At 61.5% G+C, this 26,275-nt stretch carries 24 protein-coding genes; 5 read left to right on the plus strand and 19 right to left on the minus strand.

The window, feature by feature from the left end:
* Window positions 1-403 precede the first annotated feature (403 nt).
* From ACQY1P_RS19605 to ACQY1P_RS19680, 16 genes are all read right to left on the minus strand, one after another.
* Window positions 404-1,930, minus strand: coding sequence for an ABC transporter substrate-binding protein (locus ACQY1P_RS19605; RefSeq protein WP_062582017.1), 1,527 nt, complete (start codon window positions 1,928-1,930; stop codon window positions 404-406).
* Window positions 1,931-2,020: 90 nt separating this feature from the next.
* Entirely contained in the window at window positions 2,021-2,770 is a 750-nt protein-coding gene (locus ACQY1P_RS19610; RefSeq protein WP_430255012.1) for an ABC transporter ATP-binding protein, read from the minus strand.
* Complete coding sequence (locus tag ACQY1P_RS19615; protein WP_425503210.1) at window positions 2,767-3,636, minus strand: ABC transporter ATP-binding protein; 870 nt, start codon at window positions 3,634-3,636, stop codon at window positions 2,767-2,769. The genes ACQY1P_RS19610 and ACQY1P_RS19615 overlap by 4 nt, the downstream gene beginning before the upstream one ends.
* A 19-nt stretch (window positions 3,637-3,655) precedes the next feature.
* Window positions 3,656-4,585, minus strand: coding sequence for an ABC transporter permease (locus ACQY1P_RS19620; protein WP_430255014.1), 930 nt, complete (start codon window positions 4,583-4,585; stop codon window positions 3,656-3,658).
* A complete protein-coding gene (locus tag ACQY1P_RS19625; RefSeq protein WP_430256745.1) occupies window positions 4,582-5,622 on the minus strand; it encodes an ABC transporter permease in 1,041 nt (346 codons plus the stop codon). The genes ACQY1P_RS19620 and ACQY1P_RS19625 overlap by 4 nt, the downstream gene beginning before the upstream one ends.
* 43 nt (window positions 5,623-5,665) lie before the next feature.
* The gene (locus ACQY1P_RS19630; RefSeq protein ID WP_430255016.1) at window positions 5,666-7,324 is read right to left on the minus strand and encodes an ABC transporter substrate-binding protein; all 1,659 of its coding nucleotides are present in this window, start codon (window positions 7,322-7,324) and stop codon (window positions 5,666-5,668) included.
* Window positions 7,325-7,391: 67 nt separating this feature from the next.
* Window positions 7,392-8,441: a dipeptidase gene (locus tag ACQY1P_RS19635; RefSeq protein WP_430255018.1), complete on the minus strand. Its 1,050-nt coding sequence runs from the start codon at window positions 8,439-8,441 to the stop codon at window positions 7,392-7,394.
* Window positions 8,442-8,688: 247 nt separating this feature from the next.
* On the minus strand, window positions 8,689-9,366 hold the full coding sequence (locus tag ACQY1P_RS19640; protein ID WP_430255020.1) for a phosphoribosyltransferase: 678 nt from the start codon (window positions 9,364-9,366) through the stop codon (window positions 8,689-8,691).
* 9 nt (window positions 9,367-9,375) lie between these two features.
* Window positions 9,376-11,175, minus strand: coding sequence for an adenine deaminase (locus tag ACQY1P_RS19645; RefSeq protein ID WP_430255022.1), 1,800 nt, complete (start codon window positions 11,173-11,175; stop codon window positions 9,376-9,378).
* On the minus strand, window positions 11,175-12,104 hold the full coding sequence (locus ACQY1P_RS19650; protein ID WP_430255024.1) for a nucleoside hydrolase: 930 nt from the start codon (window positions 12,102-12,104) through the stop codon (window positions 11,175-11,177). Before ACQY1P_RS19650 ends, ACQY1P_RS19645 begins: the two co-directional genes overlap by 1 nt.
* 12 nt (window positions 12,105-12,116) lie before the next feature.
* Entirely contained in the window at window positions 12,117-13,154 is a 1,038-nt protein-coding gene (locus tag ACQY1P_RS19655) for an ABC transporter ATP-binding protein (protein ID WP_430255026.1), read from the minus strand.
* Window positions 13,147-13,929 carry an ABC transporter permease gene (locus ACQY1P_RS19660; protein ID WP_092659627.1) on the minus strand — a complete coding sequence of 261 codons (783 nt, stop codon included), beginning with the start codon at window positions 13,927-13,929 and terminating at the stop codon, window positions 13,147-13,149. Before ACQY1P_RS19660 ends, ACQY1P_RS19655 begins: the two co-directional genes overlap by 8 nt.
* Window positions 13,926-14,771 (minus strand): ABC transporter permease, encoded by an 846-nt coding sequence (locus ACQY1P_RS19665; protein WP_430255028.1) that lies wholly within the window; start codon window positions 14,769-14,771, stop codon window positions 13,926-13,928. Before ACQY1P_RS19665 ends, ACQY1P_RS19660 begins: the two co-directional genes overlap by 4 nt.
* 131 nt (window positions 14,772-14,902) lie before the next feature.
* Complete coding sequence (locus ACQY1P_RS19670; protein WP_430255030.1) at window positions 14,903-15,925, minus strand: ABC transporter substrate-binding protein; 1,023 nt, start codon at window positions 15,923-15,925, stop codon at window positions 14,903-14,905.
* 3 nt (window positions 15,926-15,928) lie between these two features.
* Window positions 15,929-17,002 (minus strand): LacI family DNA-binding transcriptional regulator, encoded by a 1,074-nt coding sequence (locus ACQY1P_RS19675; protein ID WP_430255032.1) that lies wholly within the window; start codon window positions 17,000-17,002, stop codon window positions 15,929-15,931.
* Window positions 17,003-17,215: 213 nt separating this feature from the next.
* Window positions 17,216-17,665: an Rrf2 family transcriptional regulator gene (locus ACQY1P_RS19680; RefSeq protein ID WP_325263324.1), complete on the minus strand. Its 450-nt coding sequence runs from the start codon at window positions 17,663-17,665 to the stop codon at window positions 17,216-17,218.
* A 129-nt stretch (window positions 17,666-17,794) separates the two neighbouring features.
* On the opposite strand from ACQY1P_RS19680, the gene ACQY1P_RS19685 reads away from it, so the two are divergent.
* Window positions 17,795-18,718 carry an NAD(P)/FAD-dependent oxidoreductase gene (locus ACQY1P_RS19685; RefSeq protein ID WP_430255034.1) on the plus strand — a complete coding sequence of 308 codons (924 nt, stop codon included), beginning with the start codon at window positions 17,795-17,797 and terminating at the stop codon, window positions 18,716-18,718.
* Between the two features lie 59 nt (window positions 18,719-18,777).
* Here the strand turns inward: ACQY1P_RS19685 and ACQY1P_RS19690 are convergent, their stop codons facing one another.
* Window positions 18,778-19,695, minus strand: a complete 918-nt coding sequence (locus tag ACQY1P_RS19690; protein WP_174196875.1) for a LysR family transcriptional regulator — start codon at window positions 19,693-19,695, stop codon at window positions 18,778-18,780.
* Between the two features lie 110 nt (window positions 19,696-19,805).
* On the opposite strand from ACQY1P_RS19690, the gene ACQY1P_RS19695 reads away from it, so the two are divergent.
* Window positions 19,806-20,981 (plus strand): acyl-CoA dehydrogenase, encoded by a 1,176-nt coding sequence (locus tag ACQY1P_RS19695; RefSeq protein WP_430255036.1) that lies wholly within the window; start codon window positions 19,806-19,808, stop codon window positions 20,979-20,981.
* Between the two features lie 379 nt (window positions 20,982-21,360).
* On the opposite strand, the gene ACQY1P_RS19700 is transcribed toward ACQY1P_RS19695, so the two are convergent.
* Window positions 21,361-21,903 (minus strand): isochorismatase family protein, encoded by a 543-nt coding sequence (locus tag ACQY1P_RS19700; protein WP_430255038.1) that lies wholly within the window; start codon window positions 21,901-21,903, stop codon window positions 21,361-21,363.
* 247 nt (window positions 21,904-22,150) lie between these two features.
* On the opposite strand from ACQY1P_RS19700, the gene ACQY1P_RS19705 reads away from it, so the two are divergent.
* Window positions 22,151-22,576, plus strand: coding sequence for a winged helix-turn-helix transcriptional regulator (locus ACQY1P_RS19705; protein WP_062456648.1), 426 nt, complete (start codon window positions 22,151-22,153; stop codon window positions 22,574-22,576).
* A 149-nt stretch (window positions 22,577-22,725) separates the two neighbouring features.
* On the opposite strand, the gene ACQY1P_RS19710 is transcribed toward ACQY1P_RS19705, so the two are convergent.
* Window positions 22,726-23,670, minus strand: a complete 945-nt coding sequence (locus ACQY1P_RS19710) for an aromatic alcohol reductase (RefSeq protein WP_430255040.1) — start codon at window positions 23,668-23,670, stop codon at window positions 22,726-22,728.
* 283 nt (window positions 23,671-23,953) lie between these two features.
* Here ACQY1P_RS19710 and ACQY1P_RS19715 point away from each other — a divergent pair, with 283 nt between their 5' ends.
* Together ACQY1P_RS19715 and ACQY1P_RS19720 are read left to right on the plus strand one after the other, a co-directional pair.
* The gene (locus tag ACQY1P_RS19715) at window positions 23,954-24,550 is read left to right on the plus strand and encodes a cupin domain-containing protein (protein WP_430255042.1); all 597 of its coding nucleotides are present in this window, start codon (window positions 23,954-23,956) and stop codon (window positions 24,548-24,550) included.
* Between the two features lie 196 nt (window positions 24,551-24,746).
* Window positions 24,747-26,183 carry an NAD-dependent succinate-semialdehyde dehydrogenase gene (locus ACQY1P_RS19720; protein WP_092659613.1) on the plus strand — a complete coding sequence of 479 codons (1,437 nt, stop codon included), beginning with the start codon at window positions 24,747-24,749 and terminating at the stop codon, window positions 26,181-26,183.
* Window positions 26,184-26,275 lie beyond the last annotated feature (92 nt).

The following is a 26,275-nucleotide window of genomic DNA, read 5'->3' on the forward strand; positions in this document are numbered from 1 at the left end:
CACTTGAGGCAAGTCCCTGCTCCCCTACTGCTAATAGGATCATCATCAGTAGCCATGAATAGTGATGAAAATCATTGCGTAGGCTGGGACGAGAATGAAAACAGCTGCCGTTCCGAGCACGAAGATAACGAGAACCCACTCCCAAAAAGTGCGCGGCCACATCTGGATCACTCCTGCGGTTTCCCCTCGGAATATCACCCGGCCGAACCGCCGGGCCACGATCGAGGCAATCGGGTGCCGCATACCTTCTCCCCCCTTGTGGGGGAGATGGCCGGCAGGCCAGAGGGGGATTTCAGTCATCCGCGATTAAGCCCCATCTTTCCCAAGGCCACCTCATCGCAAAGCTTAACGCCTCTCGCGTTGTCGGAAACGTCACCGGCGCAGATCACGGCGAGACGCATCGTCATTCTTCCCAGAACACCTCGGTCAGCACGTTCGATGGGATCGGCTCGTTCTCCCACAGCCCCTTCAGCTTCGCGTCCCATATGCCGAGCTTCGGCATCACGAACAGGAACAAGGCCGGGACGTCCTCTGCCAGGATCGTCTGCGCCTCGCCGTAGAGCTTGTCCTGTTCCGCAGGATCGGCGGTCGCCTCGACCTTGGCGAGGATCTCGTTGAAGGCGGGGTTCTTGTAGTGGAAGTAATAGGGGTCGCGGGCGTAGATATCGATGTCCATCGGCTCCGCATGGGCAACGATGGTCATGTCGTAGTCGCCGGCTTTAAGCACGTCCGATACCCATTTTGCGGGAAACTCGGTCGTTTCGATATTCATCGTGACGCCGATTTCGGCAAACATCGCCTGCAGGATCTGCGACGAGCGCTGCGCATAGGCCATCTGCGGCGCCTTCATGGTGAAGGAGAAGCCGTTCGGATATCCGGCCTCGCTCAAAAGCGCCTTCGCCTTTTCGGCGTCGTAGGGGTAGACGCCGGTTAAGTCCTTGAAGCCGCGGTCGTTCGGCGTGTAGTGGCTGCCGATCGGCGTGCCGTAACCCGACCATGCACCTTCGACAACGGTCGCACGATCCACCGCCATCATCAGCGCTTGGCGAACCTTCTTGTCGTCGAATGGCTTGCGCGAATTGTTCATGCCAGCCACGACCTTGAGCTCGGTATTGCCGATCACAGTCGTGAGCTTCGTGTCGCCCTCGAAGGAGGAGACCAGTTCCGGCGCGCCGAACTCCGGAAACGCGTCGACATCGCCGGCCTTCAGGGCCGCTGCCTGCGCCTGCGGATCGGCGATGAACCGGAAAACCGCTGTCTCGAGCTTCACCGAAACGGACTTGTTCCAGTAGTCAGTGTTCTTCGCCAGATCGACCTTCGAGCCCTTCTGCCAGGACACGAACTTGAACGGACCGGTGCCGACCGGCGTGGTCTTGTTGTCGGCAGCGGATTTCGGCTCGACCATGACAGATGCCGGCCAGCCGAGCCAGTAGAGCAGGCTGCCCGCCGGCTGCTTCAGCTTCAGCACCAGCGTTGCGGCATCGGGCGTCTCCACTGTCTCGATCGAGGCGAAATAGCGCTTCTGCGGATTGACGCTGTCGGCGCCGCGAGCCCGGTCGATCGCAAATTTCGCAACGGACGAGTCGAAGGCGACGCCGTTGTGGAAGGTCACGCCCTGGCGCAGCTTGAACGTATAGGTCTTCCCGTCCGAGGAAATCTCCCAGCTTTCCGCAAGCTGCGGCTGCACCTTGCCGGCGCTGTCGACCGTCGTCAGGCCCTCAAAGATATTCTGCCAGCTCACCTGCCCGATCGCGACAGGGGCGGCAATCGTCGGATCGAGACCAATGGGTTCGATCGTCATGCCGATCGTGACCGACGTCTTTGCCGCGGCAAACGCCCCGCTTCCCATCGAGGCGGCAAGGCCAAGCGCAACAGACGCCGCAATCACGCTCCGGCGCGAAAACACACCCCAACCAGCAACCGTCTTCATGGCATTGTTCCCCTGCTTATTGATCTCTTAACCGCGATCTTACGGGCATTTCGCAGGTGCACAATAGCATTCTGCCGCCCGCCACAAGGATTAGCCGCGGCTGAAGCCTTCGCTCGCCACCAGCAGCTGTCGGGTGTAATCCGCCGAGAACTCGCGGTTTTCAAGCGCCTGCGCCGGCACGGTTTCCACCACCTTGCCGCTCTTCATCACCGCAAGACGGCCGCACATATGGCTGATCACACCGAGATCATGGCTGACCATCACGAACGTCAATCCGCGGTCTCGCTTTGCCTGCTCCAGCAAATTGAGGATTTCCGCCTGGATCGACGCATCGAGCGCCGAGGTAGGCTCGTCCAGCAGCAGGATCTTCGGTTCGAGGATGAGTGCCCGGGCAATCGCGATCCGCTGGCGCTGGCCGCCGGAAAGCTGGTGCGAATAGCGGAAGCGGAAACCCGCTCCCAGCCCGACCTCATCCAGCGCGCGGGCAATCCGCACATCGACATCGGTAAAGCCATGGATCGCCAGAGGCTCCAACAGCAGCCGGTCCACCGTCTGTCGGGGATGCAGCGATCCGTAGGGATCCTGGAACACCATCTGGACGGTGCGGTAGAATTCCTTGGTCCTACTCTGCCCCGAATAGGTTTTCCCCGCGACCGTCAGCGTGCCACTGTCGAACCCTGCCAGCCCGGAAACGGCGCGCAACAGCGTCGATTTCCCCGAGCCCGATTCACCGACAATTCCGAAGCTTTCGCCCTCTTCCACATCCATGCTGACATGATCGAGTGCTGCAAAATCGTCATAGGTGACGAGCATGTCCCTGATGGAGATCATGGCACTCATAGCGACCACTCCGGCTTGCGGTCGAGCACCGGCAGCGGATGCCGGTTCGAGCCTATCGTCGGCAGGCAATTGAGAAGCCCGAGCGTATAGGGATGGCTCGCCTTGGAAAGATCGGCAGACGCCAGTTCCTCCACCACCCGTCCGGCATACATCACCAGCACCCGGTCGCAGAAGGAGGAGACCAGACGCAGATCGTGAGACACGAAGATCAGCCCCATGCCGCGCTCGGACACCAGCTTGTCTAGAATGTCGAGAACGTCGAGCTGCACGGTCACGTCGAGCGCGGACGTCGGTTCGTCAGCGATCAGAAGCTCCGGCCCGCAGATCAGCATCATCGCGATCATCACCCGCTGCCCCATGCCGCCGGAAACCTCGTGCGGATAGAGATCGTAGACACGGCCCGGATCGCGGATCTGCACCGATTCCAGCATCGTGATCACCCGCTCCTTCGCCTGCGCTCCCGAGACCTTCTCATGGGTCTTCAGCGTCTCGACGATTTGCCGGCCGATGGTCATGACCGGATTGAGCGAATATTTTGGGTCCTGCAGGATCATCGCGATCTGCTTGCCGCGAATATGCCGACGCTCGGACTTCGGCATCGACAGAAGATCGCGACCTCGAAATTCCAGCTTGTTCGCGGTGATCTTCGCATGCCCCGCCGTCAGCCCCATGATGGCGCGACCGGTCTGCGACTTGCCGGAACCGGATTCGCCGACGATGCCGAGACGTTCCTTGCCGAGCGTGAACGAAACGCCGCGCACAGCGGTTACCTCGCCGGTGCGGGTCGGAAACGTCACGCGCAGGTCGTCGACCGCAAGCAGCGGCGCTTCGGTGGTAGCAGTCATGTTGACGGAAGGATTGCCCATCATCATTGGCCTTTCTCCGTCATTGTCCGGCCTCCTTCGGATCCAACGCATCGCGCAATCCGTCGCCGAGAAGGTTGAAGCCGAGGCTGACGATCAGGATGGCGATACCGGGCATGGCGGCTACCCACCACTGGTCGAGAATGAAACGGCGACCGGATGCGATCATCGCGCCCCATTCCGGCAGCGGCGGCTGTGCACCGAGACCCAGAAAGCCGAGGCCGGCGGCGGTCAGGATGATGCCCGCCATATCGAGCGTGACACGCACGATCAGCGACGACATGCAGAGCGGCATGACGTGGCGCAGCACAATGCGAAACGGCGAGGCACCCATCAGCTTCACCGCCGAAATGAATTCCGAGTTTCGAAACGTCATCGTCTCGGCGCGGGCGATACGCGCATAGGGCGGCCAGGATGTGACCGCGATGGCAAGCACCGCGTTCTCGATGCCCGGTCCCAGCGCTGCGACAAGCGCCAGCGCCAGCACGAGCTTCGGAAAGGCGAAAAAGATGTCGGTGATCCGCATCAGGATCGCATCCACCCATCCGCCGGCATAACCCGAGACGGTGCCGACGATCAGCCCGACTGGCGCTGCGATGACCGCTACCAGCACCACCACGAACAGCGTCAGCCGCGATCCGTAGAGCAGCCGCGAGAGAATGTCGCGTCCCTGGTCGTCGGTGCCGAGCAGGAACCCGGCTGACCCCGGCGGCAGCAGCCTTGAATTGCGCAGGTCGCCCTGCACCGGGTTATGCGGCGCAAGGACATTGGCGAAAATGGCGATGAAGATCAGCGCCAGAATGATGAACAGGCCAAGCAGTGCCAGCCGGTTTTCGGAAAACTGCCGCCAGACCACATAGGCGCGGCCGACGCGGGCCTGATGGCGGGAGGTCGGCCGGTCGGACAGCAGCCACGCCCGGCTATAGGGTTTCAACGGTTCAACGACACTCATCGGCGCGTCCTCGGGTCGAGCGTCCGATAGAGAAGATCGGAAAACAGGTTGATGGCGACGAACACCATGCCGATCACAAGTGTGCCCCCGAGCACCGCGTTCATGTCGGCATTTTGCAGCGAGTTGGTGATGTAGAGGCCTAGCCCCGGCCAGGAGAAGATGGTTTCGGTCAAAACCGAGCCTTCCAGCAGTCCCGCATAGGACAGTGCGATGACTGTTATCAGCGGCACGGCCGCGTTGCGCAGCGCGTGGAACCAGATGATCCGCGTTTCAGACAGGCCCTTGGCCCGCGCCGCGACCACATATTCCTGCGAAAGTTCGGTCAGCATGAACGAGCGCGTCATGCGGCTGATATAGGCGAGCGAGAAATAGCCGAGCAGGCATCCGGGCAGGATGATGTGGCGGAACAGGTCCCACACCACCTCCCACTCCCGCTGCCAGATGGCATCGACCAGAAAGAAGCCGGTCACGGACGTGAACGTGTATTCGTAGGCGATATCGATGCGGCCGGGATAGGCGACCCAGCGCAGCTTGGCGTAAAACACGACAAGCGACAGCAGTCCCAGCCAGAAGATCGGCACCGAATAGCCGATCAGGCCGATGATGCGCACGATCTGGTCGGCGATCGACCCGCGCTTGACGGCGGCCAGCACGCCGAGCGGCACGCCGATAACAGCACCGATCAGCGTGCCGATCGTGGCAAGCTCGATCGTTGCCGGAAACACCCGCGCGATATCGGTCATCACAGGGTTCGTCGTCAGCACCGAGGTGCCGAAATCACCGGTCAGCGCCTGTTTTATGTAGATCCAGAACTGATGATAGAGCGGCAGGTTGAGGCCCAGTTCCTCGCGCACCCGCTCCACCACATGAGCCGGTGCGCGGTCACCGACGATCGCCAGTGCCGGATCGATCGGCACCACGCGGCCGATGAAGAAGGTGACGGCCAGAAGGCCGAGAAAAGTGGTCGCCGCGGTGATCAGAAACCGCAGCGTACCTTTGACAATGGAGGGAGCACGGCGCCGGTTGCGCCGTGTCACAGTCGTTACATCGGGAAGCGTCAAGGAAATCGTCCCCTATCGGCTATTCCTTCGAGACCGGAGCAACGAAGTTGGTGTCGAAGCTCGGGCCGAGCTTGTAACCCTTCACCTTGGACGAATAGCCGGCCACTTCCGTCTGCTGGAAGACGATCACGAACGGGCTGGTGGCCAGAACCTTTCTCTGCAGGTCCTCGTAGGTGGCCGCGCGCTTGGCAGCATCCTTTTCGAGAAGCGCGCCCTTGCTGGCATCCGAAAGTTCCTTCGGCACGTCCCAGGCATTGCGCCAGGCGAGCGTCTTCGTCGTGCCCGTATCGGCATTGTCAGGATTGACGGTAAACGTCTCGGCATTCGAGTTCGGGTCGAAATAGTCCGAACCCCACTGGCCGATATAGATGTCGTGGGTGCGGGCGCGGTACTTGGTCAGGGTCTGCTTGCCATCGCCCGGAATGATTTCCAGCTTGATATTGGCCTGCGCCAGCGTCTGCTGCACGCTTTCGGCAATGCCGGTCACCGGCTGCGTGTTGCGCACGTCCATGGTCACGGTAAAGCCGTCGGCAAGACCCGCCTTGGCCAGCAGTTCCTTCGCCTTCGCCACATCCAGCTTGTACGGGTTGTCGGAGAGCGCGCCGAGCTGGCCCTTTGGCAGGAAGGTCTGGTGGATTTCGCCGATACCCTTGATCAGCGTCGCGCCGATCGCATCATAGTCGACGAGATACTTCATCGCCTCGACCACTTCCGGCTTGGCGAGGTTCTTGTTCTTCTGGTTGAGGCTGAAATAGTAGACGGTGCCCTTCGGCGCTGAGGTGAGCGAGATGCCCTCCTTCTTCGACACGGAGTCCATGTCGTTCGGCTCGAGATTGCGGGCCACATCAATATCGCCATTCTCAAGCGCAAGGCGCTGGCCGGAGCTTTCCTTCATGTGGCGGTAGATCACCCGCTTCAGCTTCGGCTTCTCGCCGTAATAATTGGGGTTGGCTTCCATCACGACGGCTTCGTTGGCGCGCCATGCGACCACCTTGAACGGGCCGGACCCCGCATAGCCGGTCTTCATCCACTCATTGCCAAAATCGGTGTCGAATTTGTATTCGGCCGTCGGGGTGACGGATTTCGCATGCTCCATCACCACCTTCTTGTCGACCACCGCGGTCACTGTTGCGGTCAGCACGTTGAGCACGAAGCTCGGCGCATAGGCCTTGTCGACGACAAAGGTAAACGTGTCGGCGCCGGATGCCTTCGCCTTTTCGGTGACGTTGTCAGCCTTCAGGCCGAACTGGGTCAGAAGGAACGCCGGCGACTTGTCGAGCTTCACGGCGCGCTCGAACGAGAAGGCGACGTCTTCTGCGGTGATCGGGTTGCCGGACGCAAATTTGAGGTTCGGCTTCAGCTTGAACGTATAGGTCATGCCATCGTCGGACACCGTCCAGCTGTCGGCGAGATCACCGATCACTTTCGACGTGTCGGAAGGATCGAGCGTCACCAGCTTGCTGTAGCTGTTGGCGGTCACCTCGGCCGCCGAAAGCTCGAAGGCTTCGCCCGGATCGATGCTGATAATGTCGTCGATCGCAAAGCCTTCGACCAGCGTATCGGCCGGCGTCGCGGCCATCGCCTCTCCGGAAAGACCATAGGGTGCGGCAAACGAAAGCAGCGACAGCGCTGCGGTCGCCGACAGCATTCGAAGAGTGTGGGAGCGAAGATGAAGCATGTGATTTCCCCTGTTCCGTACGTTGCGGAAGCCTGTTTCTAACCCGTTCGAAGCCCGTCTTCCGAGCCTATTCCTGCCAAGCCTTGCCCAGAACCCTCAACCAGTTTTCACGGCAAAGCTTTGCGAGATCCTCGTCAGCGTATCCCTCAGTTTTGAGGGCCGCAACCAGATTTTGATTGCCTGCAGCATCGCTGATCTGCTGCGGTATCGTGGCGCCGTCGAAGTCCGATCCGAGCGCCACGCTGTCGATCCCCATCCGCTCGACCATGTAGTTGATGTGGCGCACCATGTCGGAAAGCGGGGTCGCCGCATCGTCGCGCCCGTCGGGCCGCAGCATGGTCACCGCATAGTTCAGCCCGGCCAGACCGCCGCTATCCCTGATCGCGTCCATCTGCCTGTCCGTCAGGTTGCGGGCGACCGGCGTCAGCGCATGCGCGTTGGAATGGCTGGCGATCAGCGGCTGGTCGCTGGTCTTCGCCACATCCCAGAACCCCTTCTCGGTAATATGCGAAAGGTCGATCGCGATGCCGAGCCGGTTGCATTCCTTGACCAGCCGGAAGCCGGCATCGGTGAGCCCCGGCCCCGTATCGGTCGTCATAGGAAAGGCGAACGGCACGCCATGGCCAAAGATGTTGTGGCGGCTCCAGACGGGACCGAGCGACCGCAGGCCCGCCGCATGGAACACGTCGAGATTGACAAGATCCGCATCGATCGCCTCACAGCCCTCCATATGCATCACGGCGGCAAACACACCGTCCTCGACCGCCTTGCGGATTTCGCTGACGGACCGGCACAACCGCCAAGCCCCGGCCCGGTCGAGCCGCAATGCGATGGAGGCCATTTCCAGCGCGATATCGAGCGACGGCGCATAGTCGAGCGGCGCTGCCAGCGGCGTCGCATAATGTCCGTCCGCATCCGGATCCGACAGAACCAGATCGCCCGAGGGAATGTAGATGGCGCAAAGCCCACCGACGAGACCGCCCTTTTTCGCCCGCGGCGCATCGATATGCCCCCCCGCCGTCCCCCCGGCAAACTCCGCCACCGGATCCCCACCAGCCTTCATGTTCCGCCAGAGCCGCAAAAGCACATCGTTATGGCCGTCGAACACCAATTGCATGATTTCATTCCCGATATCGTGATTGTCAGAAGCGGTGGGTGATCGCGATCCTATCCCGCCGGCCGTGTTTCGCAAGGTGGAAATGCGCTCAGACGCACCTGTCGAAATAACAGCCCGATCAAGAGCTCCCCGCATTGCGGACGCGATGGCACTGGATTCCTGTGACAAGCTCCCTCATCACTTTGCTCGTCACAGGAACCCAGCCGCGCGAAGTCCTTCGCGTGAGAGAACGCTTTTTGGACTGACGTCACAAACCCCACAACCCCTCGCCCGCGTTAACCAGCAGCGGCGTCCCGAACACCCCCACCGCCCTCTCCCGCCACTCGGCGCCATACCCATCCAGCCTGTCATGCCAGCGCACCGATTGCAGCATCGCCGCGCCGATTGCGACCGGCTCGATGCCCTGCGACTTCAGCAGCGAGAGACCTGCGACAATCGAGGTACCGGAGGAAATGACGTCGTCCACCAGCACCACGCGCTTGCCCGTGATGAGAGGCAGCATGCGCGGATCGACATAGAGGCGCTTCACCTGGTCGGGCGTGGTGATCGATGATAGCGGCACGGACATCGCCTCGTCGTACCAAAATTTGCGGGAGGTCCCGAGGGGAACGTAGCGTGGCAGGCCGAGCGCGCGGGCGACGGCTGCCGCCAGAGTGAGGCCGAGCGTCGGCAGGCCGACGATCACGTCGGGGCGGTAGGGTTCGAGCTTCTTTGCAAGGTCCGCAGCCAGCGCATCCTGCACCTCGAAACTCGCCTGGTTGATGATCAGCGAGGCGAGCGCGTGTTTGCCGTCGGAAAGCGGGCGGATCGGCAGGCGCAGCTGTCGCCCGTCATCGAGGCTGACGGGAAAGAACCCAGAAAACGGCGCCTCGCAAGAAAACGTGCCCGCCGTATGCATCTCCTGCCAGAAGTCGTGCGGCTGCATGAACGCCCCTTATCCGAGAATTTCGAGAACGGGGCTTTCCAGCACCTTGCCTGTTGCGACATCGGCGATGCCCCTGTCGGTCTGGTGCGGACCGGGATTGCAGGCAAGCGTCGCGCCAAAGCAGGCCTTGAACACAAGATAGGGCGGCGTCCAGTCGACGATGCCGTCCATCGCGGCGCGGATGGCACGAAAGCCGTCGGCCACCTCTTCCATCGGCGCTTCCGAAACGAGACCCGAGAGCGGCAGCGGCAGCAGCACCTCCACCTTGCCGTTGATCGCCACCGCCATGCCGCCACCGGCGGAGATGACAGCATTGGCGGCAGCGGCCATATCGACCGGATCGGCGCCGAACACGGTCAGGTTATGGCTGTCATGCGCGAGCGTGGTGGCAAAAGCGCCGCGCCATGTGCCCCAGCCGGTGAGAAAACCGACGCGCGTGCGGCAGTCGGCCCGGCCATGGCGGTGGGTCACGGCGATCAGCGTCGCACCGTCGGGCGGCACCACGAAACCATCGACGACATCGGCATCCGCTGTCCCCCAGCGGGTGAACCGTGGCCGGTCGATCGTGGCAAGGCGCACCTTTGCGCCTTCCGACCGAACCCGGAAATCGTCCGCTTGCAAAGGCTTGAGCTTGACCGAAGCCGTCAGCGGAGCCGGATCGGTCGGTTTGATCTCGACCGAGATCGCTCCGCGGCAGCCAACTTCCGTACCGCTGGCCAGCACATGCCGGGCGCGAAATTCCGTGAGATCCTCGAAGATAGCGATATCGGCACGACGCCCGGCGGCAATCAGGCCGAGATCGGCGCGTCCGATGCGCTGGGCCGCATTCAGCGTTGCGGCCTGAAGCGCCCATTCCGGCTTCATGCCGTAGCGCACCAGCCTGCGCACCACATCGTCCAGCCCGCCGCCATCGACGAGATCGTCAGGAAACACATCGTCGGTGCAGAGCGTCAGCGTCTGCGGCAGACGGCCGAGTTCGCCAAGTGCAGCGACGAACTCCGGCAGAAGATGGTCATGGCTGCCGCGAAGCTCCACCGTCAGTCCGGCGCGCAGCTTGGCGATCAGGTCCGCGCCGGAGACAAGCTCGTGGTCGGAGGTGATGCCCGACGCCATGAAGGCATTGAGATCCGCATCGGCAAGCCCGCGGGCATGGCCGCAGACCAGCTTTTCCGCAGCCAGCGCCACTTGGACGATCTCGCTCATGCGCGGGTCGCGATCAATCACGCCGCGCATGTTCATCACTTCGGCCAGACCGGCGATCTTCGGCCAGTAAAGCATTTCCTCGATCGCATCAGCTTCGAAACTGGCGCCCGCCATTTCGAGCCCCGGTGCAGACGGTACGCAAGACGGCGCAAGAACCAGGCACCGCAGCGGCAGGCACTTCACCGCCTCGACCGCCCAGCGCACGCCATCGACACCGTTGACGTTGCCGAATTCGTGCGGATCCCACACGACGGTGGTGACGCCGCGCGGCAGCACGGTTTGCGCGTAAGTGGCCGGCGTCACCATCGAGCTTTCGATATGCATATGCGTATCGATCAGCCCCGGCGACACGAAGGCTCCGCCGGCATCGATCACACGGTCCGCATCGCTGCGGCTTGCCGGCGCGTGGACGCTGGCAATCAGCGGTCCGACAAGGCCGATATCGGCTGCGCGGAGTTCGCCCGTCACCATGTCGACCAGGGTGCCGCCGGTGATCAGGATGTCGAAAGGCGCATCGCCGCGGGCAGCGATCACGGCCCGGTCGCGCAAGCCCGCATCGGTAAACCCGTAGATGTCAGTCACGATGGTCTTCATCTCGCCGCTCATCACCACGTTGCCTCCGCCTTGAGGGTTTCAAGGATCGTATCGCGCGCCTTTTCGACGTCGATCTCCGCCGCATAGGATCCGTTGAAACCGCTAACCTTGGCCGCCCGGGTCTCCACCACGGTCCGCCCACGCGTCACGGTACCGGCGGTTTCCATGTCGATGCGCGCCTCGCGCCAGGTGACGTGATCCGGATAGGCGAAGGCGAAAGCGGCAACCGCATCGTAAAGCGCCATCGCCGGCCGGCCGCGGCTGGTGGCGATCTCGACGAAGCCGGCCAGGAGATCGGCCACCAGCGTCGCATTGCGTCCGCCGGCAGCCCGGATCGGCGCCACATCGTCTGGAAAGCACAAAACCTTGCGGCAGATATCGAGATCGACCATCCTGAGCGGGATCTGATGCGCAAGCACGATGGCCACAGCTTCCGGATCCGCCCAGGCGTTGAATTCGGCAGATGCTGTCTGATTTCCGGCCGTCAGGCTGCCGCCCATCCAGGTGAGATCGGTGATCTTGGCGGCAAGATCCGGCCGTGCCAGCGCAACGGCTGCGATATTGGTGAGCGGCCCCATTGCAAGGATCCGGCGCGCGTCGCCGTCGCTCTTTTCCAGCCACCGGCACAGCGCCTCGAAAGCATCGTCGTGAAATGTGTCGGGCATGTCCGGCAGGTGCAGACCGGCGCTCGGCATGCCTTCATCGCCCAGCACGTCCTGCGCTGTCTCAAGCCTGCCCATCACTGGAAAGGCGCGGCCCGCGTGAACCGGGAACGGCCAGACGAAGGCCGCACAGGCACCGGCCGCATTGCCGCGCACCCGTTCAATCGGTGCATTGCCGAACACAAGCGAAACCCCGTCCACGCCGAGGCCGGCATGCGCTGCGACCATGATCGCTGCGATGTCGTCGAAGCCCATATCGGTGTCGATCCAGATGCCCATGGCTATATCTCCTCAGGCAATGCGCGAAAGTTGCGCGGCCTTGTGTACCGGCAGGTCGAATGACAGGTCCGAGCCGGACACATGCACCGGTTCGGAAGCATCCACCTCAGCCTTGATCGGACCGAGCGCGCTGTCCAGCAAATATTCGCGGGAATGGCCGGCAAACGATGTGCCGCGCACGGTTCCGCGAAACGGACCGGTTCCAAGCGTCACCATGCGCGGACGCCAGGCGAGACCCGCAGCCTTAGGCGCCTCCAGGCCGGGTGCGACCGAGAGCGGAACGCTGCCGTTGTCCGTCTTCAGCCCGCCGCCTTCCAGCGCAAAGATGTTCTCGAACCCGACGAAATCCGCCACGAACGAGGACGTCGGCCGGTTGTAGATATCTTCCGGCGTGCCGATCTGCTCGATCGCGCCGTTCTTCATGACGACGATCCGGTCGGCAAGCGACAGGGCTTCGGCCTGGTCGTGGGTGACGAAGATCATCGTCACGCCGGTCTCGCGCTGCACGCGCTGCAGTTCGGTGCGCATTTCCAGCCGCAGCCGGGCATCGAGATTGGACAGCGGCTCGTCGAGCAGCAGAACCTTCGGCTCCATCACCATCGAGCGGGCAAGCGCCACGCGCTGCTGCTGGCCGCCGGAAAGCTCGGCCGGCTTGCGGTCGGCAAATTTGGTCAGCCCGACGGAGGCGATGCCCGACTGCACCTTGGCATCCAGTTCCGCGCCCTTCATGCCCTTCAGCCGCAACCCGAAGGCGACGTTTTCGTAGACGGAGAGATGCGGGAACAGCGCGTAGGACTGAAACACCAGCCCGACGGCACGCTTGTTCGGCGCCGTGCGCGTCATGTCCTCGCCGTCGAGGATGACCTTGCCGGATTTCACCGGCAACAGACCGGCGATTGCCCGCATGGTCGTCGTCTTGCCGCAGCCCGAGGGGCCAAGCAGCGCGATGAGTTCGCCGCGCCGGACCGACAGGTCGAGATCGGCAACGGCCACGCTGTCGCCATAGGCAAGCGTCAGCTTTTCAAGCGAGAGATAGGATTGATCAGACATAGCGGGAAAATCCGAGAAAGCGTTCAGCAGCAAAAACGATGCCGATGGACAGGAAGGCGAGCAGCGACGAGAGCGCCGCAACCGACGGATCGAAGACGATTTCCATATAGGCCATCATGTCGATCGGCAGCGTGCGCACACCGGGACCGGACAGGAACAGCGATACGGGCACCTGGTTGAACGAGGTGACGAAGCCGAGGATGAAGGCCGAAAGAATGCCGCCCTTGATGTTGGGCATGACCACCCGGAAGAAGGCACCAAGCCGGGACGAGCCCAAAAGCACTGCAGCCTCCTCGATATCCGAGCGCAGGTTGTCGAGGCTCGCCGAAACGACGCGCACTGCATAGGGCAGGATCAGCGCGGTATGGGCGAGAAACAGCGCAAGCGTGATGCCGACGCCGAACGGCACGACCACATAGCGCAGCAGCGAAAGGCCGACGATGATGCCGGGTACGATGATCGGCGCCGAAACGATGGTGCGGATGATTTCTGCCCCCGGCAGCCGGTAGCGCGACAGCGCGTAGGATGCGGGAATGCCGAGCACCAGCGCTGCCGCCGTGCCGCCGATCGCCAGAAACATCGACATCGCGAACGAGGCTCGAAAGCTTTCGACCGTGAAGACCTTGAGGATCCACTGCAGCGAAAAGCCTTGCGGCGGAAACGCCAATGTCTCGCCAGCCGAAAACGACGCCGCGACGATGATCAGAAACGGCCCGATCAGGAAGGTCGCCAGCAGAAACAGCGTGGCGGGGACAAACAGGCTGCGAGCGGTCATCGGGCGGCCTTTCTCTGCGTGTTGCGCGCCGTTGCCACCCGCTTCAGGAGAAGGTTGGCGGCAAAGCTCATGACGATCAGGATGCAGGCAATGACGCTTGCGGCGACGAAATTGTTGCTGACGGCAACCTGCTGGTACATCAGCGTTTCCAGCATCAGCACCTTGGAGCCGCCAAGGATGGCCGGCGTGATATAGGCGGTGAGGCAACCGGTGAAGACCAGCGTACCGCCGATGACCAACCCCTCCTTGGTGAGCGGCAGGATGACCTTCCAGAACACCTGGAACCAGTTGGCGCCGAGCACTCTTGCTGCCGGAACCGCATCCTTGGGCATATTCTCGAGCGCCGAGATCAGCGAGATGATCATCAGCGGCAGAAACAGCTGCAGCAGGCCGATAAAGATTGCCGTTTCGGAAAACAGGATGCGCAGCGGCGCCTCGCTCAGCCCCAGCGCCTGGAAGGCCTGGTTGACGATGCCGGTCCGGCCGAGAATGACAATCCACGCATAGGTGCGCGCCACCGGCGAGATCATCAGCGGCAAAACGACCAGCCCGGTCATGCGCCCCTTGGCGGTGGGCGACAGGCTGACGATGGAAAATGCCGCCGCATAGCCGATCACCGCCGAAACCACCGTCACCAGCGCGCCGAGTTTCAGCGTGCGCAAAAACACCGCCTGATTGAGCGGCGAGGAAAAGAACTCGCCATACGCCGCAAGCGTCCAGCCGCCATCAAGGCTCCTGAACCCGTCAGACAGAAGGATCAGCACCGGCACGATAAACACCGCCGCCGCAAAAATTGCGGCAGGCAGCGCGAGTGCAAACGCCTCGGCCCGGTTTTGAAACATGCGTGGTCTCCGGTAGTATCGTCGAACTGTGTCACGTCATCATTCCCGCGCGCTTCGCAGGCCGCGCCCTTTCAGCCCGGAACCCGGGCCGAAAGGTTTGCGGCGCCGCAAGGCGCGCGGTTTGCTGAAGCTTACTGCCCGACCTTGTCGTTCCAGGTCTTGATCCAGCCGGCGCGGTTATCGAGGGCGACGGCAGACGGGATGAACTTGAGGCTTTCGGCGGTTGCCTTGCCGAAGGTGAGATTGCCGGCGATCTCGTCGGACACCTTCACCTCGCTGTTGGCAGGGCTGTCCACCAGCTTTTCGGCAAGCTTGGTCTGGATCTCGGTCGAGAGCCAGAAATCCATGAACTGCAGCGCGAGGTCGCGGTTCTTGGAACCCTTGGTGACGACCATGACATTCATGCCGCCGGCCTGGCCTTCCTTCGGGGTGGCCCATGCCATCGGCAGGCCAAGCTTGGTAAACGGTGCCCAGGCGAAACGCCCGGCGGGTGCCGCCCAGATCTCTTCCTGCTTCATCAGCTGCACCAGCTGCGAGGATTTCTCGTAGAAGGTGACGATCTCGTCCTTGTTTTCACCGATAGTCGCGATCGGGGCTGCAAGGTCAGGCGTATCCTTGCCCAGCGCCTGGCCAAGCATGTAGAGCGTCGGTGCCGCGCCATTGGTGGTGATGTTCGGAAACGCGATATGGCCGACATATTCCGGCTTGAACAGATCCGCCCAGCTTTCGATCTTCATCTTGTCGGACCGGTAGACGATCGAGTTGGCGTAGAACGTGTAGCCGACGCTCTTGCCGTCCTGGTTCGGATCCTTGGCGATGTCGTACAGCGCGTTGAAGCTCTTGAGCTTGGCTGTGTCGATCGTGTCGGTCAGATCCTTGCGGGACGCCGACAGCGCATCGGCCATGGAGACGACGGCCATGTCGATGACCGGATTGGCCTTGTTGGCCTCCATCTTGGCCACCCGCTCGACGCTGTTGCCGGTCTCGACCACCAGCTTGCAGCCGCAGATCGCCTGGAAGGGATCATAGACGATCTGCTTGTATTCGTCCTGCGCCAGCGCATAGACGGAAATGGTCAGCGTCTTGTCCTGAGCCTGGGCAAGGCCTGTCGTGGCAAGCAACAGGGTGGCGGATGCGGTAATCAGGGTCTTCATGGGTCATTCCCTTCCAAGGCTGGGGGATTCGGGTGAAAATTCGGGGCTGGAAACGGATGCGGTGGTCTGGCGGGCAACGAGTGTCATCGGCACGCGATCGGTCTTTGCGACGGCTGTGACGCCGACCGTGATGGTCGCAGCATCAGGCTCGGCCGTATCGTCACCGATCACGCCGACCAGCGCGCCGACAGCAATCTCCGCGATCGCCGCCATATCCTGGCGCACGGTGGTGAGGCCGGGCGAAACCACCGAAGACCAGACGAGATCGTCGAAACCGGTGACGCTTGCCTGACGCGGAATGCGGATGCCGGATTGCTGCAGTTCGGTCAGCGCTCGCAACGCATGCAGATCGCTCGTGGCGGCAAAAGCGGTAAACCCGAGCTCGACCTTCTGCTTCAAGCCGAGCGAACAGCCGGCTCCCGCCAGCGCCTCAAGCTTTTCGATCCAGATCGTCTCGAAGCGGGAACCCTTCGGCAGGCGCGATTTCATGCCGCCGATGCGGTCGTTCTGAACGTTCGAAAGTGGATTGGCGCCGATCAGCACGAAATTCCTGTGGCCGAGCCCGACCAGATGATCGGCGACCACCTGCCCACCCTGCCAGTGATCGGAAGAAACCGTGTTGCCTGGAGTCGACGGGCTGTCGATGACGGCGACCGGGCAACCGAGGTCGGCAATGCGGGTACCGAGCCGCGGGACGATGACGATACCGTCCACCTGACGCTCGACCAGCCGCTGGATCGCCAGCGTCTGCATCGAACTGTCACCACGGCTGTCGGCGATCAAAACGCCGTACCCGGCATCGGCTGCAGCATTCTCGATCGCCTGAGCGATCTGCGGGAAAAGCGGATTGGCGATATCGGGAAGCACCAGCCCGATGACGCGGCTGCGCCCCGTGCGAAGCGCCCTCGCCGTCACGCTCGGCACATACCCAAGCTCCTCGGCCTTCGCCCGGATCCTCGCCCCAAGCTCCGGCGAAACCCGCCCCTTGCCCGACAACGCATTCGACACGGTCGCCGCCGACACGCCAAGGGCGCTCGCTATCGCAGTCATGTTCGAACCGGGGCGGATGGGAGCCATCGAGGCGCTCTGATTAATCGTTTAATCAGAAAAGCAGAAAACGGATGAGGAGTCGAGCCCCGCCGGACGGTTGCAAACTCACGCCCTGGGCGGCCAGAGCGAAAATCCAGCACCACAGCATGCGCTTGGGGGCGCACCCGGCGTGAAGCGGAGGGCTTGATCTACAGAGGGATTAGTCCGCGGCCGAAGACATGGTTGGGATGTCGCCTGCGGTCATGGCGTGCATCGTTGACCGTCGTCCTGTTCGCTCGATCCTCGAAACCCGTTGGCGATATCGGCAAGCGTTACCCCGGCAAACCTCTTGCGCAACAGCTCCTCGGCTTCGTTGAAGACGTCCGTCAAAGTCCCGTTGACCGCCTGTTCGATCGGACATCCCGGCATGTCGTAAGCGGGTCCAACCGCAAAGATCGACGGTTCTCCGACCGCCCGGTAGATATCGAGAAGCGTCAGCTCCTCGAGAGGACGCGCCAGCGTCCAGCCGCCACCATGCCCTTTTACGGAGCTGACATACCCTTCGTCGCGCAGTCCCGCCATGGTGCGCCGGATAACGACAGGGTTGGCGTCGAGCATCTGTGCGATCATCTCGGATGTCATCGCCCCGTCGTGTCGTCCCATATGGATCAACACATGCAGCATGCGCGATAGCCGACTGTCCTGCCTCATCCTCTGCTCCCTCTCGTGCTTTCCCCACCGACACTAGCACGATCGTCATTCACGATACAATCGAAGTGTCATGAGGCTTGATCCATCTTTTCACGACACTTATGTTGTTGCGAGATAAAGGAGAAAGTCATGAGCGACACGATCTACGACGTCATCATCATCGGAGGCAGCTACGCTGGCCTGTCGGCAGCGCTTCAACTCGGCCGCGCGCGTCGAAAGGTCTTGATGATCGACGAAGGCCTCAGGCGCAATCGGTTTGCATCCCACTCGCACGGCTTCCTCACCCAGGACCATGTCGATCCCGCTGAAATTGCAGCCGAGGCCCGGTCACAGGTCATGGAGTACCCAACGGTGGATTGGGTCTCAGGTCGTGCAGAGACTGTTCAGCGCAACGGTAAGAAAGGCTCCGGAGCGGCTCATGTCACCGTTTTGGTGAGAGACACCCGTTACCGTTCGCGCCGGCTGATCCTGGCGCTGGGCGTACGCGACATTCTTCCTGACATCGAGGGGCTGAAGGAGCGTTGGGGCAAAAGCGTGTTCCATTGCCCCTACTGCCACGGCTACGAACTCAACCAGGGCAGGATCGGCGTCATCGCCGGCTCGGCGCTCTCGATGCACCATGCACTGATGCTTCCTGACTGGGGACCGACAACCCTGCTTCTCAACCAGGCATTCGAGCCGGATAGAGATCAGCTTCAATCCCTCGCAGCGCGCGGCGTCGTCATCGAGCGCTCCCCCGTGAAGGCCCTCACCGATCACGCCGATGTGCAGCTTGTAGATGGAAGGACCCTGTCTTTCTCCGGCCTGTTCGCGCTTGCTCCCTTCGAGGTCTCCACCTCGATCGCGCAGCAGCTCGGCCTCGACATGGAACAAGGCCCCCTTGGCGCCACCATCAAGACTGATGCGATGAAGGAAACCAGCCTGCCCGGCGTCTTCGCCTGCGGCGACGCCGCGCGGCCGATGGCCTCTGTTGCACTCGCGGTCGGCGATGGAAGCCTGGCGGGTGTGGCTGTTCACCGGTCGTTGCTGTTTGCGACCATCAACGATGAATAGGCTCAAGGAGCGATGGATGGATCATGGTGAAGGGGCGGGACGCACCGTTCCGTCACCCTTCACCACCCCACCACCTCCTGCCCATACCGCGCCACCTCCTCCAGCAGCCACTCCCGAAACGCCACCACCGGCCTAAAATCGCGTTTGCTGATGGGTGCGACCGCGTAATAGGCGCTGGGGCTCGTAACTTCATGCGGGAAGGCTTCGACGAGCTGGCCGCTCGCCAGTTCGGAATCGATCAGGAACAGCGGCATCAGCGCCACGCCCAGCCCCGCAATCGCCGCCTGCGCAACGCTTGAGAACTGTTCAAAGCGCATTGCCTGGGAGGGTGCCGTGTCGATGCCAAGGCTTGCGAACCAGTGGCTCCAGGCGCCGGGGCGCGATGCCATGTGCAGAAGCGGCAGCCGCAGCAGGTCTTCGCCCGCGCGGATCGGGTGGCTGGCCAGAAACTCCGGCGAGCAGACGGGCGCCACCATTTCGCTCATCAGATAGGTGCACTCGGCCCCCGGCCAGTCGGGCGTGCCCACATGGATCGCCATGTCGATGCCCTCGCGGTCGAAATCGAACACGCCGATACGGGTCGCGAAATTCAGCGTCACCTGCGGATGCCGGGCGACGAATTGCGGAATGCGCGGCATCAGCCAGCGGGTGCCGAATGTCGGCAAGATCGCAAGGTTCAGCTGGTCGCCATGCCGTTTGCTCATGGCCGCGAGCGAGGCCGAGCGGATCTGCGACAGCGCCACGCTGATCGACTTGGCATAATCAGCCCCTGTCTCGGTCAGCACCACGCCACGGCTGGTGCGCTCGAACAGCGGCATGCCCAGCTGCTCCTCAAGCCCGGAAACCTGCCGGCTGATAGCCCCTTGCGTCAAAGACAGCTCTTCGGCGGCCGCCGAAAAGCTGCCGAGCCGGGCAACGGAATCGAAGGCGGCAAGCGCCGAGGTGGACGGCAGAAGCTTTCGCGAAAGGGTGAGCATGCCCTATGACTATAGATCATGACGGTTTGAGTAAACGGGTCTTGCCCTTGCGCGCCCCACGGCGATAATCGCCATCAACAGAATTGCTGAAATCCGGAGGCCCGAGAAGCATGGCGTTTAACTGGAACGATCCCTTTCTCATCGAAGACCAACTGAGCGACGAAGAGCGGATGATCCGCGATGCCGCCGCAAGCTTTGCCAAGGCCGAACTCGCGCTCCGCATCAACGATGCCTATCTCGACGAAACCACGGACAAGGACCTGTTCAAGCTGATGGGCCAGACCGGCCTTCTCGGCGTGACGCTGCCTGAGGAATATGGTGCCGCCAACGCCTCCTACGTCGCCTACGGCCTCGTCGCACGCGAGATCGAGCGCATCGACAGCGGCTATCGCTCGATGATGAGCGTCCAGTCGTCGCTGGTGATCTACCCGATCTTCACCTACGGCTCCGACGAGCAGAAACAAAAGTACCTGCCCGGCCTCGTCTCCGGTGACCTGATCGGCTGTTTCGGCCTGACCGAACCGGACGCCGGCTCCGACCCCGGCGGCATGAAGACCCGCGCTGAGAAGATCGAAGGCGGGTATCGCCTCCGCGGCGCAAAAACCTGGATCTCCAACGCCCCGATCGCCGACGTCTTCGTCGTCTGGGCGAAATCGGAAGCCCATAACAACGAGATCCGCGGCTTTGTGCTTGAAAAGGGCATGAAGGGACTTTCGGCCCCGAAGATCGGCGGCAAGCTTTCGCTGCGCGCCTCGATCACAGGCGAAATCGTCATGGACGGCGTCGAGGTGACCGAAGATGCCATCCTGCCCAACGTGTCGGGCCTGAAAGGCCCGTTCGGCTGCCTCAACCGCGCCCGCTACGGCATTTCCTGGGGTGTGATGGGCGCTGCCGAAGACTGCTGGTTCCGCGCTCGCCAGTATGGGCTGGATCGCAAACAGTTCGGCAAGCCGCTCGCCGGCACCCAGCTCTACCAGAAGAAGCTCGCCGACATGCAGACCGAAATCACGCTCGGGCTGCAGGCATCGCTTCGCGTCGGCCAGCTGATGGACCAGCACAAGATGGCCCCGGAAATGATCTCCATCGTCAAGCGCAACAATTGCGGCAAGGCACTCGACATCGCCCGCCAGGCCCGCGACATGCACGGCGGCAACGGCATCCAGATCGAATACCACGTCATGCGCCACGCCCAGAACCTGGAAACGGTCAACACGTATGAGGGCACGCATGACGTTCATGCGCTGATATTGGGCCGTGCGCAGACGGGGATACAGGCGTTTTTCTGAGGGGGATTTTTGGTGTGAACCTAGCCCGGCGCGCTGTTGCGGGTGGGGCTAAAACTGCTGACAAAGTCCTTATCTAACAACTCTACAGGTTACTTAGGAATTGAGCCTATTGGCAAACTCCCCTCATCCTCGCCCTTGTGGCGGGGATCCAGCCAGCTCAAGTCCTTGAGCTGAAAGAGTCTTTTGACCCGACAGACGTCGTGTCGCTGGATCCCCGCCACAAGGGCGAGGATGAGGGAGGGTGGGGTATCGCTCTCGCCAAACAAGCTTCGTCAGGGTTTGTCAGCAGTCTGGGGCCGGCCCGCTATTGCGTGCCGGGCTTTTTTTTTGCGCGGGTGCGGATTGGGGTGGTGGGTTTGGGGTAGTTGCTGAAATGCCGTCAGCGGGCTTCCAGAATCTCATGTGTATCTAATAACACAGCAAAATCTGACTTGAGATGGGCCATTGTGACATCGAAAATTGTTCGAGCGGACAATTGCTCATCAAGCATGTCGAAACCCAGCACGGCATCACGAACGATGATCATCTCGAAGCCAAGGTCCGACCCTGCCCGGACGGTGGTGTTGACGCAGAAGCCAGCGACCGCGCCTGTTACGACCAGCGTTCCAATTCCATTGTCACGGAGATATTTTTCCATCTCTGTGGATGCAAAGGGTGACGAAGTGCTTTTTATGAAAATCGGCTCTCCGTCGAGAGCTTCAGCGCATGGCATGACCTGCTGATCTGGTGCGCCGAGATACATTGCGGATGCGGGGTCAGGCTCACCATGGCGAACGTGTATTATTGTTCCACCTTCCTTGCGAAACTGCGCAGTTAACAAGGCGATCTTAGCTGGAGTATCACCATTGACATGATCTCGCGCGGCGTCGAGACGATGCTGCATCAGCATTTGCATGTCAATTATCACGAGTGCTTGTCCCAACTCTTACTCCCCCTCGGAACAGTTTAGGCTAGTTTCGCTGGGCTATCATGGGCCATCGAGGTCCGCAACGGGCCGAAAGCGGACCTCGGCAGCTTTGCGACAACAGCAGGCGTCCCCGGCCATCAGCAACACCAACGACGCGGATATCCCTGCCGACTTTATGAACGTTCCAACACGTCGGGGAGACAGGTGAAATGCCCTCGGAAGGCTGGTAATACGACAGGCAGCAATACCGGAGGCAAGAGCAATGACCAGAGAAGAAATTCTTAGCTATTCCCAAGCGGTTTGCGATGGTCTTCGTGAGGACGACGATGGGGTGAGACGCGAGGTTCTCACCCATGCGGGAAGCCGTTGGTCGCTCGGCGTCATACACACGCTCGGCGTCTATGGCAGGCTTCGCCACGCAGACATCGGAAAACGAATGCACGGCGTAACGCAGCGGATGCTCACGCGCACGCTACGCCAACTCGAAAGAGATGGTCTCGTCACGCGTCACGATCTCGTGGAGGTGCCGCCTCGGGTGGAATACGAACTGACAGAACTGGGAATGGGTCTTCTCATTCGCATGATCCCGCTGTGGACGTGGGTCGTGGAGAATTCCGAACAGTTTCGAACGTCGCGCGAGGATTTTGATGCCCGTCCGCCAGAAAAGCCCTCCTGGCAGACGTTTTAGCAATCGAGACATGCGCCCGCTCCGCTGATGCCGGCGGCACGGTGTTCGACCGCGTAATGATAGTGCTGCGGATCAACTCTCATTGTGAGCGCGGCTATACCGCGCTCCCCGTTTGTTATCTTCCGTCGATCTGCATCTCAGAGGCCATGTCACTTGCCGCTCAGGTTCGCGTTGATCCAATCGGACACATCCGTCACCTTGATGCCTTCGCGCGCGTTGAATGTGCCGGCCTTGTCCCATGCCATTCCTCGCCCGATACCAAAGGCTGCGCGGTACTTGCGCATCATGTTTTCGGGGTCATTTGCCAGTTCTTCCATAAGGACGGGCACAGTCCATACGGACCGGCTGAAGGGCCGGTTCAAACCCGCCTCCAGCTTGTCGGCAAGCTCGCCATAGGTGACGGTATCGCCCGCCAGAAAGACGATCTCGTTGCTGATGGTCGGCTCGTAGAAGACGATTTCAGCGGTGAGCACGCCGATGTCGTCGGGCGTCGTCAGCGTGACAGCGGTATCGGGGCTGCCAAGAGCGTTGACTGCGTTGTTTTCCAGATCAACGACGCCGAATTCTGGTTCGAAAAGATAACTCATGAACATGCCGGTGGAGATGATGACCCAATCCGTCTTGCTCTGAGAGCGAAGGAGTTCACGCACATCGAGTTGAGCGTCGAAGATGTCCTGCGGACCGCCTCGACCAATGGCCTCGAAATCGACACCAAACTGCCAGGGGAAATAGCGCGGAATACCGGACTGCAACGCCGCCTTGGCCAACTTAATCGGTGTATTAATCCCAGCCGCGTAGCCAGCGCAGCCAATCACGGTATCGTACTGTGCAAACAGAGATGCGAGTTCATCGATTGAGCTATTGACCAGATCACCTGTGACGATCTCGATATCCAAGTCGCGGATTTCGGCGACGTCGCGCTGTTTGGCGATCGAGTCTGATTTGATGGCACTGGCGCGAAGCAAAACGCTTATCTTTGCGTCCTCAATGCCCTTGGCACGACGGGCCAGATTGCGAAGGACGGGCATGCCGAGTTCCCCGGCCCCGAGCACGAGAATGTTTCGTGACTTCACATTGGAAACTGTCTGGTTCATCAATTTCAATCCTTCAAAACGCTACGTCACCGCTACTTGGCAAGGCGGAACGACGAAGGAAAGAAGGTACACGGATGATACTGCAGCGAAATAGAAGGACAACACTCCCGCTGCATTCCTCTTGCGCACATAACCGTCTGCCCGCCCCCTCCTCGCAAGCACTCACCCCCTCCCCCTCACCACCTACGCCGCTTTTCGTCATTGGCCATCCCCCACCCTTCGGTGTATCACAAGTCCCTGCCGCCGCTTGGGGCGTGGCGATGCATGAAGGTGCGCACGAAGAATGCACGGAACGGAAAAAACGGAAATCGATAGCCCGCACAGCGAACCCGAAGCGGCGTTCGATGTCGGCGATCGGCTCCGGCTGGTGCGCCAGGCGCACGGGCTGTCGCAGCGGGCCCTGGCGGTGAAGGCCGGCGTTACCCATTCGCTGGTGTCGCTGATTGAGAAGAACAAGGTCAGCCCCTCGGTCGCCTCGCTGAAGAAAATCCTGGAAGCGATCAATTATCCGATGACCGATTTCTTCGCCCTGACGCTGCCGCCCGTCGACCAGATCTTTTACCGGGCCGATGAACTGACGCCTTTGTCGACAGGCGCGCTGACGCTGTTGCAGGTGGGTGATGCCAAATCCCACAGCGTGCAGGTGTTTCACGAATTCTACGAGCCCGGCGCCGATACCGGCGAAACCATGCTTTCCCACGAGGCGGAGGAAGGCGGCGTCGTTGTCGCCGGCGAACTGGAAGTCACCGTCGGCACGCAGACCCGTATCCTGAAGCGCGGCGATGCCTATCTGTTCGACAGCCGCCTGCCGCATCGCTACCGAAATGTCGGACCTGTGCGCTGCGAGGTGGTCAGCGCCGTCACGCCTCCCTATCTATAGAGCACGCGGGGGCACGGCAGCTGAAAACGCTGCCCGGTTTAATCGATATAAGTATGACTTATTCGATACCCGCCGTTGATTGTCTCCCGTCTTTGTCTTAACTCAGGCACCGGAACATTTGACACCTCTGCCGGCGGCCGGACGAACCTCCTCGGCCCCTGCCCTTGCGCGAATTTCACGAACGAAAGTGGACCCTATGCAGACCTATCCCGACGTAAAGCTCTTCATCAACGGCGAATGGCGCGATGCGATCGCCGGCGAGACGATCGAAGTCACCGATCCCGCGACCGACGAAGTGATCGGCAAGATTGCCCACGCCCGTAAGGCGGATCTCGATCTGGCGCTTGAAGCGGCCGACAAGGGTTTCAAGATCTGGCGCGACACCTCGCCTTTCGACCGTTCCAAGATGATGCGCAAGGCAGCAGACCTGTTGCGCGAGCGCGCCGATAGCATTGCCTTCATGATGACCCGCGAACAGGGCAAACCGCTTGCCCAGTCGAAGATGGAAATCATGGGCGCCGCCGATACGATCGACTGGTTTGCCGAAGAAGCCCGCCGCACCTATGGCCAGATCATTCCGGCCCGTTTCTCCGGCGTCAACCAGATGACGATCAAGCTGCCGGTCGGCCCGGTCGCGGCGTTTACACCGTGGAACTTCCCGATCAACCAGATCGTCCGCAAGCTGTCTGCAGCGGTTGCCACCGGCTGCTCGATCATCGTCAAGGCACCTGAGGAAACTCCGGCATCGCCTGCCGAACTGATCCGCGCCTTTGCAGATGCCGGCGTGCCTGCAGGCGTCATCGGCCTCGTCTACGGAATTCCGTCGGAAGTTTCGGAATACCTCATTCCGCATCCAGTCATCCGCAAGATCTCGTTCACCGGCTCGACGCCGATCGGCAAGCATCTCGCGAGCCTCGCCGGCAAGCACATGAAGCGCGCCACGATGGAACTCGGCGGCCACGCACCGGTCCTGATCTTCAATGACGCCGATCTCGACAAGGCGATCGAAGTGACCGCCATGTCAAAATTCCGCAACGCCGGCCAGGTCTGCGTCGCGCCCACCCGCTTCCTGATCCAGGACGGCGTCGCCGACAAGTTCCTCGAAGGCTTCGTCAAGGCTGCAGAAGCCCTCAAGGTTGGCAACGGCATGGATGCCGGCACCACGATGGGCCCGCTTGCCAACGAACGCCGCATCCCGGCCATGGAAGCGCTGATCCAGGACGCCGTCTCGTCCGGCGCCGAACTGAAGACCGGCGGCAAGCGCATCGGCAACAAGGGCAACTTCTTCGAACCAACGGTTCTTGCTAATGTGCCGACCTCTGCCAAGATCATGAACGACGAGCCCTTCGGCCCGATCGCCATCGTCAACCGCTTCTCGACCTATGAAGAAGCCATCACCGAGGCAAACCGCCTGCCCTTCGGCCTCGCATCCTACGCCTTCACCGGCTCGGTCAAGACAGCCCACGCGCTCGGCCGCGAAGTCGAAGCCGGCATGCTGACCATCAACCACAACGGCCTAGCGCTGCCCGAAGTCCCCTTCGGCGGCGTCAAGGATTCCGGCTACGGCACCGAAGGCGGCTCCGAAGCCGTCGCGGCTTATCTGGAAACGAAGTATGTCAGCCAGATGAACTGATCGGCTGATTGGTAAAATGCGGAACGGCCGGAGTGAGAGCTCCGGCCGTTTTTTTGTGCGGTGGCGATGGTGTCGGTTCAGGCAGGCATGTG

Source organism: Neorhizobium sp. DAR64872/K0K18 (genome assembly GCF_050500175.1).
GTDB classification, from domain to species: domain Bacteria; phylum Pseudomonadota; class Alphaproteobacteria; order Rhizobiales; family Rhizobiaceae; genus Neorhizobium; species Neorhizobium soli.

Bases quoted from the DNA above. Each gene is read 5' to 3' on its own strand.
- ACQY1P_RS19640 (WP_430255020.1), bottom strand. From the start codon at position 9,366: ATGCAGCCGCACGACTTCTGGCAGGAGATGCATACGGCGGGCACGTTT.
- ACQY1P_RS19720 (WP_092659613.1), top strand. From the start codon at position 24,747: ATGCAGACCTATCCCGACGTAAAGCTCTTCATCAACGGCGAATGGCGC.
- ACQY1P_RS19620 (WP_430255014.1), bottom strand. From the start codon at position 4,585: ATGAGTGTCGTTGAACCGTTGAAACCCTATAGCCGGGCGTGGCTGCTG.
- ACQY1P_RS19680 (WP_325263324.1), bottom strand. From the start codon at position 17,665: ATGAGGCAGGACAGTCGGCTATCGCGCATGCTGCATGTGTTGATCCAT.
- ACQY1P_RS19635 (WP_430255018.1), bottom strand. From the start codon at position 8,441: ATGCAATTGGTGTTCGACGGCCATAACGATGTGCTTTTGCGGCTCTGG.
- ACQY1P_RS19650 (WP_430255024.1), bottom strand. From the start codon at position 12,104: ATGGGCATCTGGATCGACACCGATATGGGCTTCGACGACATCGCAGCG.
- ACQY1P_RS19710 (WP_430255040.1), bottom strand. From the start codon at position 23,670: ATGAACCAGACAGTTTCCAATGTGAAGTCACGAAACATTCTCGTGCTC.
- ACQY1P_RS19630 (WP_430255016.1), bottom strand. From the start codon at position 7,324: ATGCTTCATCTTCGCTCCCACACTCTTCGAATGCTGTCGGCGACCGCA.
- ACQY1P_RS19615 (WP_425503210.1), bottom strand. From the start codon at position 3,636: ATGGGCAATCCTTCCGTCAACATGACTGCTACCACCGAAGCGCCGCTG.
- ACQY1P_RS19605 (WP_062582017.1), bottom strand. From the start codon at position 1,930: ATGAAGACGGTTGCTGGTTGGGGTGTGTTTTCGCGCCGGAGCGTGATT.
- ACQY1P_RS19665 (WP_430255028.1), bottom strand. From the start codon at position 14,771: ATGTTTCAAAACCGGGCCGAGGCGTTTGCACTCGCGCTGCCTGCCGCA.
- ACQY1P_RS19645 (WP_430255022.1), bottom strand. From the start codon at position 11,175: ATGAGCGGCGAGATGAAGACCATCGTGACTGACATCTACGGGTTTACC.
- ACQY1P_RS19705 (WP_062456648.1), top strand. From the start codon at position 22,151: ATGACCAGAGAAGAAATTCTTAGCTATTCCCAAGCGGTTTGCGATGGT.
- ACQY1P_RS19675 (WP_430255032.1), bottom strand. From the start codon at position 17,002: ATGGCTCCCATCCGCCCCGGTTCGAACATGACTGCGATAGCGAGCGCC.
- ACQY1P_RS19690 (WP_174196875.1), bottom strand. From the start codon at position 19,695: ATGCTCACCCTTTCGCGAAAGCTTCTGCCGTCCACCTCGGCGCTTGCC.
- ACQY1P_RS19660 (WP_092659627.1), bottom strand. From the start codon at position 13,929: ATGACCGCTCGCAGCCTGTTTGTCCCCGCCACGCTGTTTCTGCTGGCG.
- ACQY1P_RS19670 (WP_430255030.1), bottom strand. From the start codon at position 15,925: ATGAAGACCCTGATTACCGCATCCGCCACCCTGTTGCTTGCCACGACA.
- ACQY1P_RS19715 (WP_430255042.1), top strand. From the start codon at position 23,954: ATGCACGGAACGGAAAAAACGGAAATCGATAGCCCGCACAGCGAACCC.
- ACQY1P_RS19655 (WP_430255026.1), bottom strand. From the start codon at position 13,154: ATGTCTGATCAATCCTATCTCTCGCTTGAAAAGCTGACGCTTGCCTAT.
- ACQY1P_RS19610 (WP_430255012.1), bottom strand. From the start codon at position 2,770: ATGAGTGCCATGATCTCCATCAGGGACATGCTCGTCACCTATGACGAT.
- ACQY1P_RS19695 (WP_430255036.1), top strand. From the start codon at position 19,806: ATGGCGTTTAACTGGAACGATCCCTTTCTCATCGAAGACCAACTGAGC.
- ACQY1P_RS19685 (WP_430255034.1), top strand. From the start codon at position 17,795: ATGAGCGACACGATCTACGACGTCATCATCATCGGAGGCAGCTACGCT.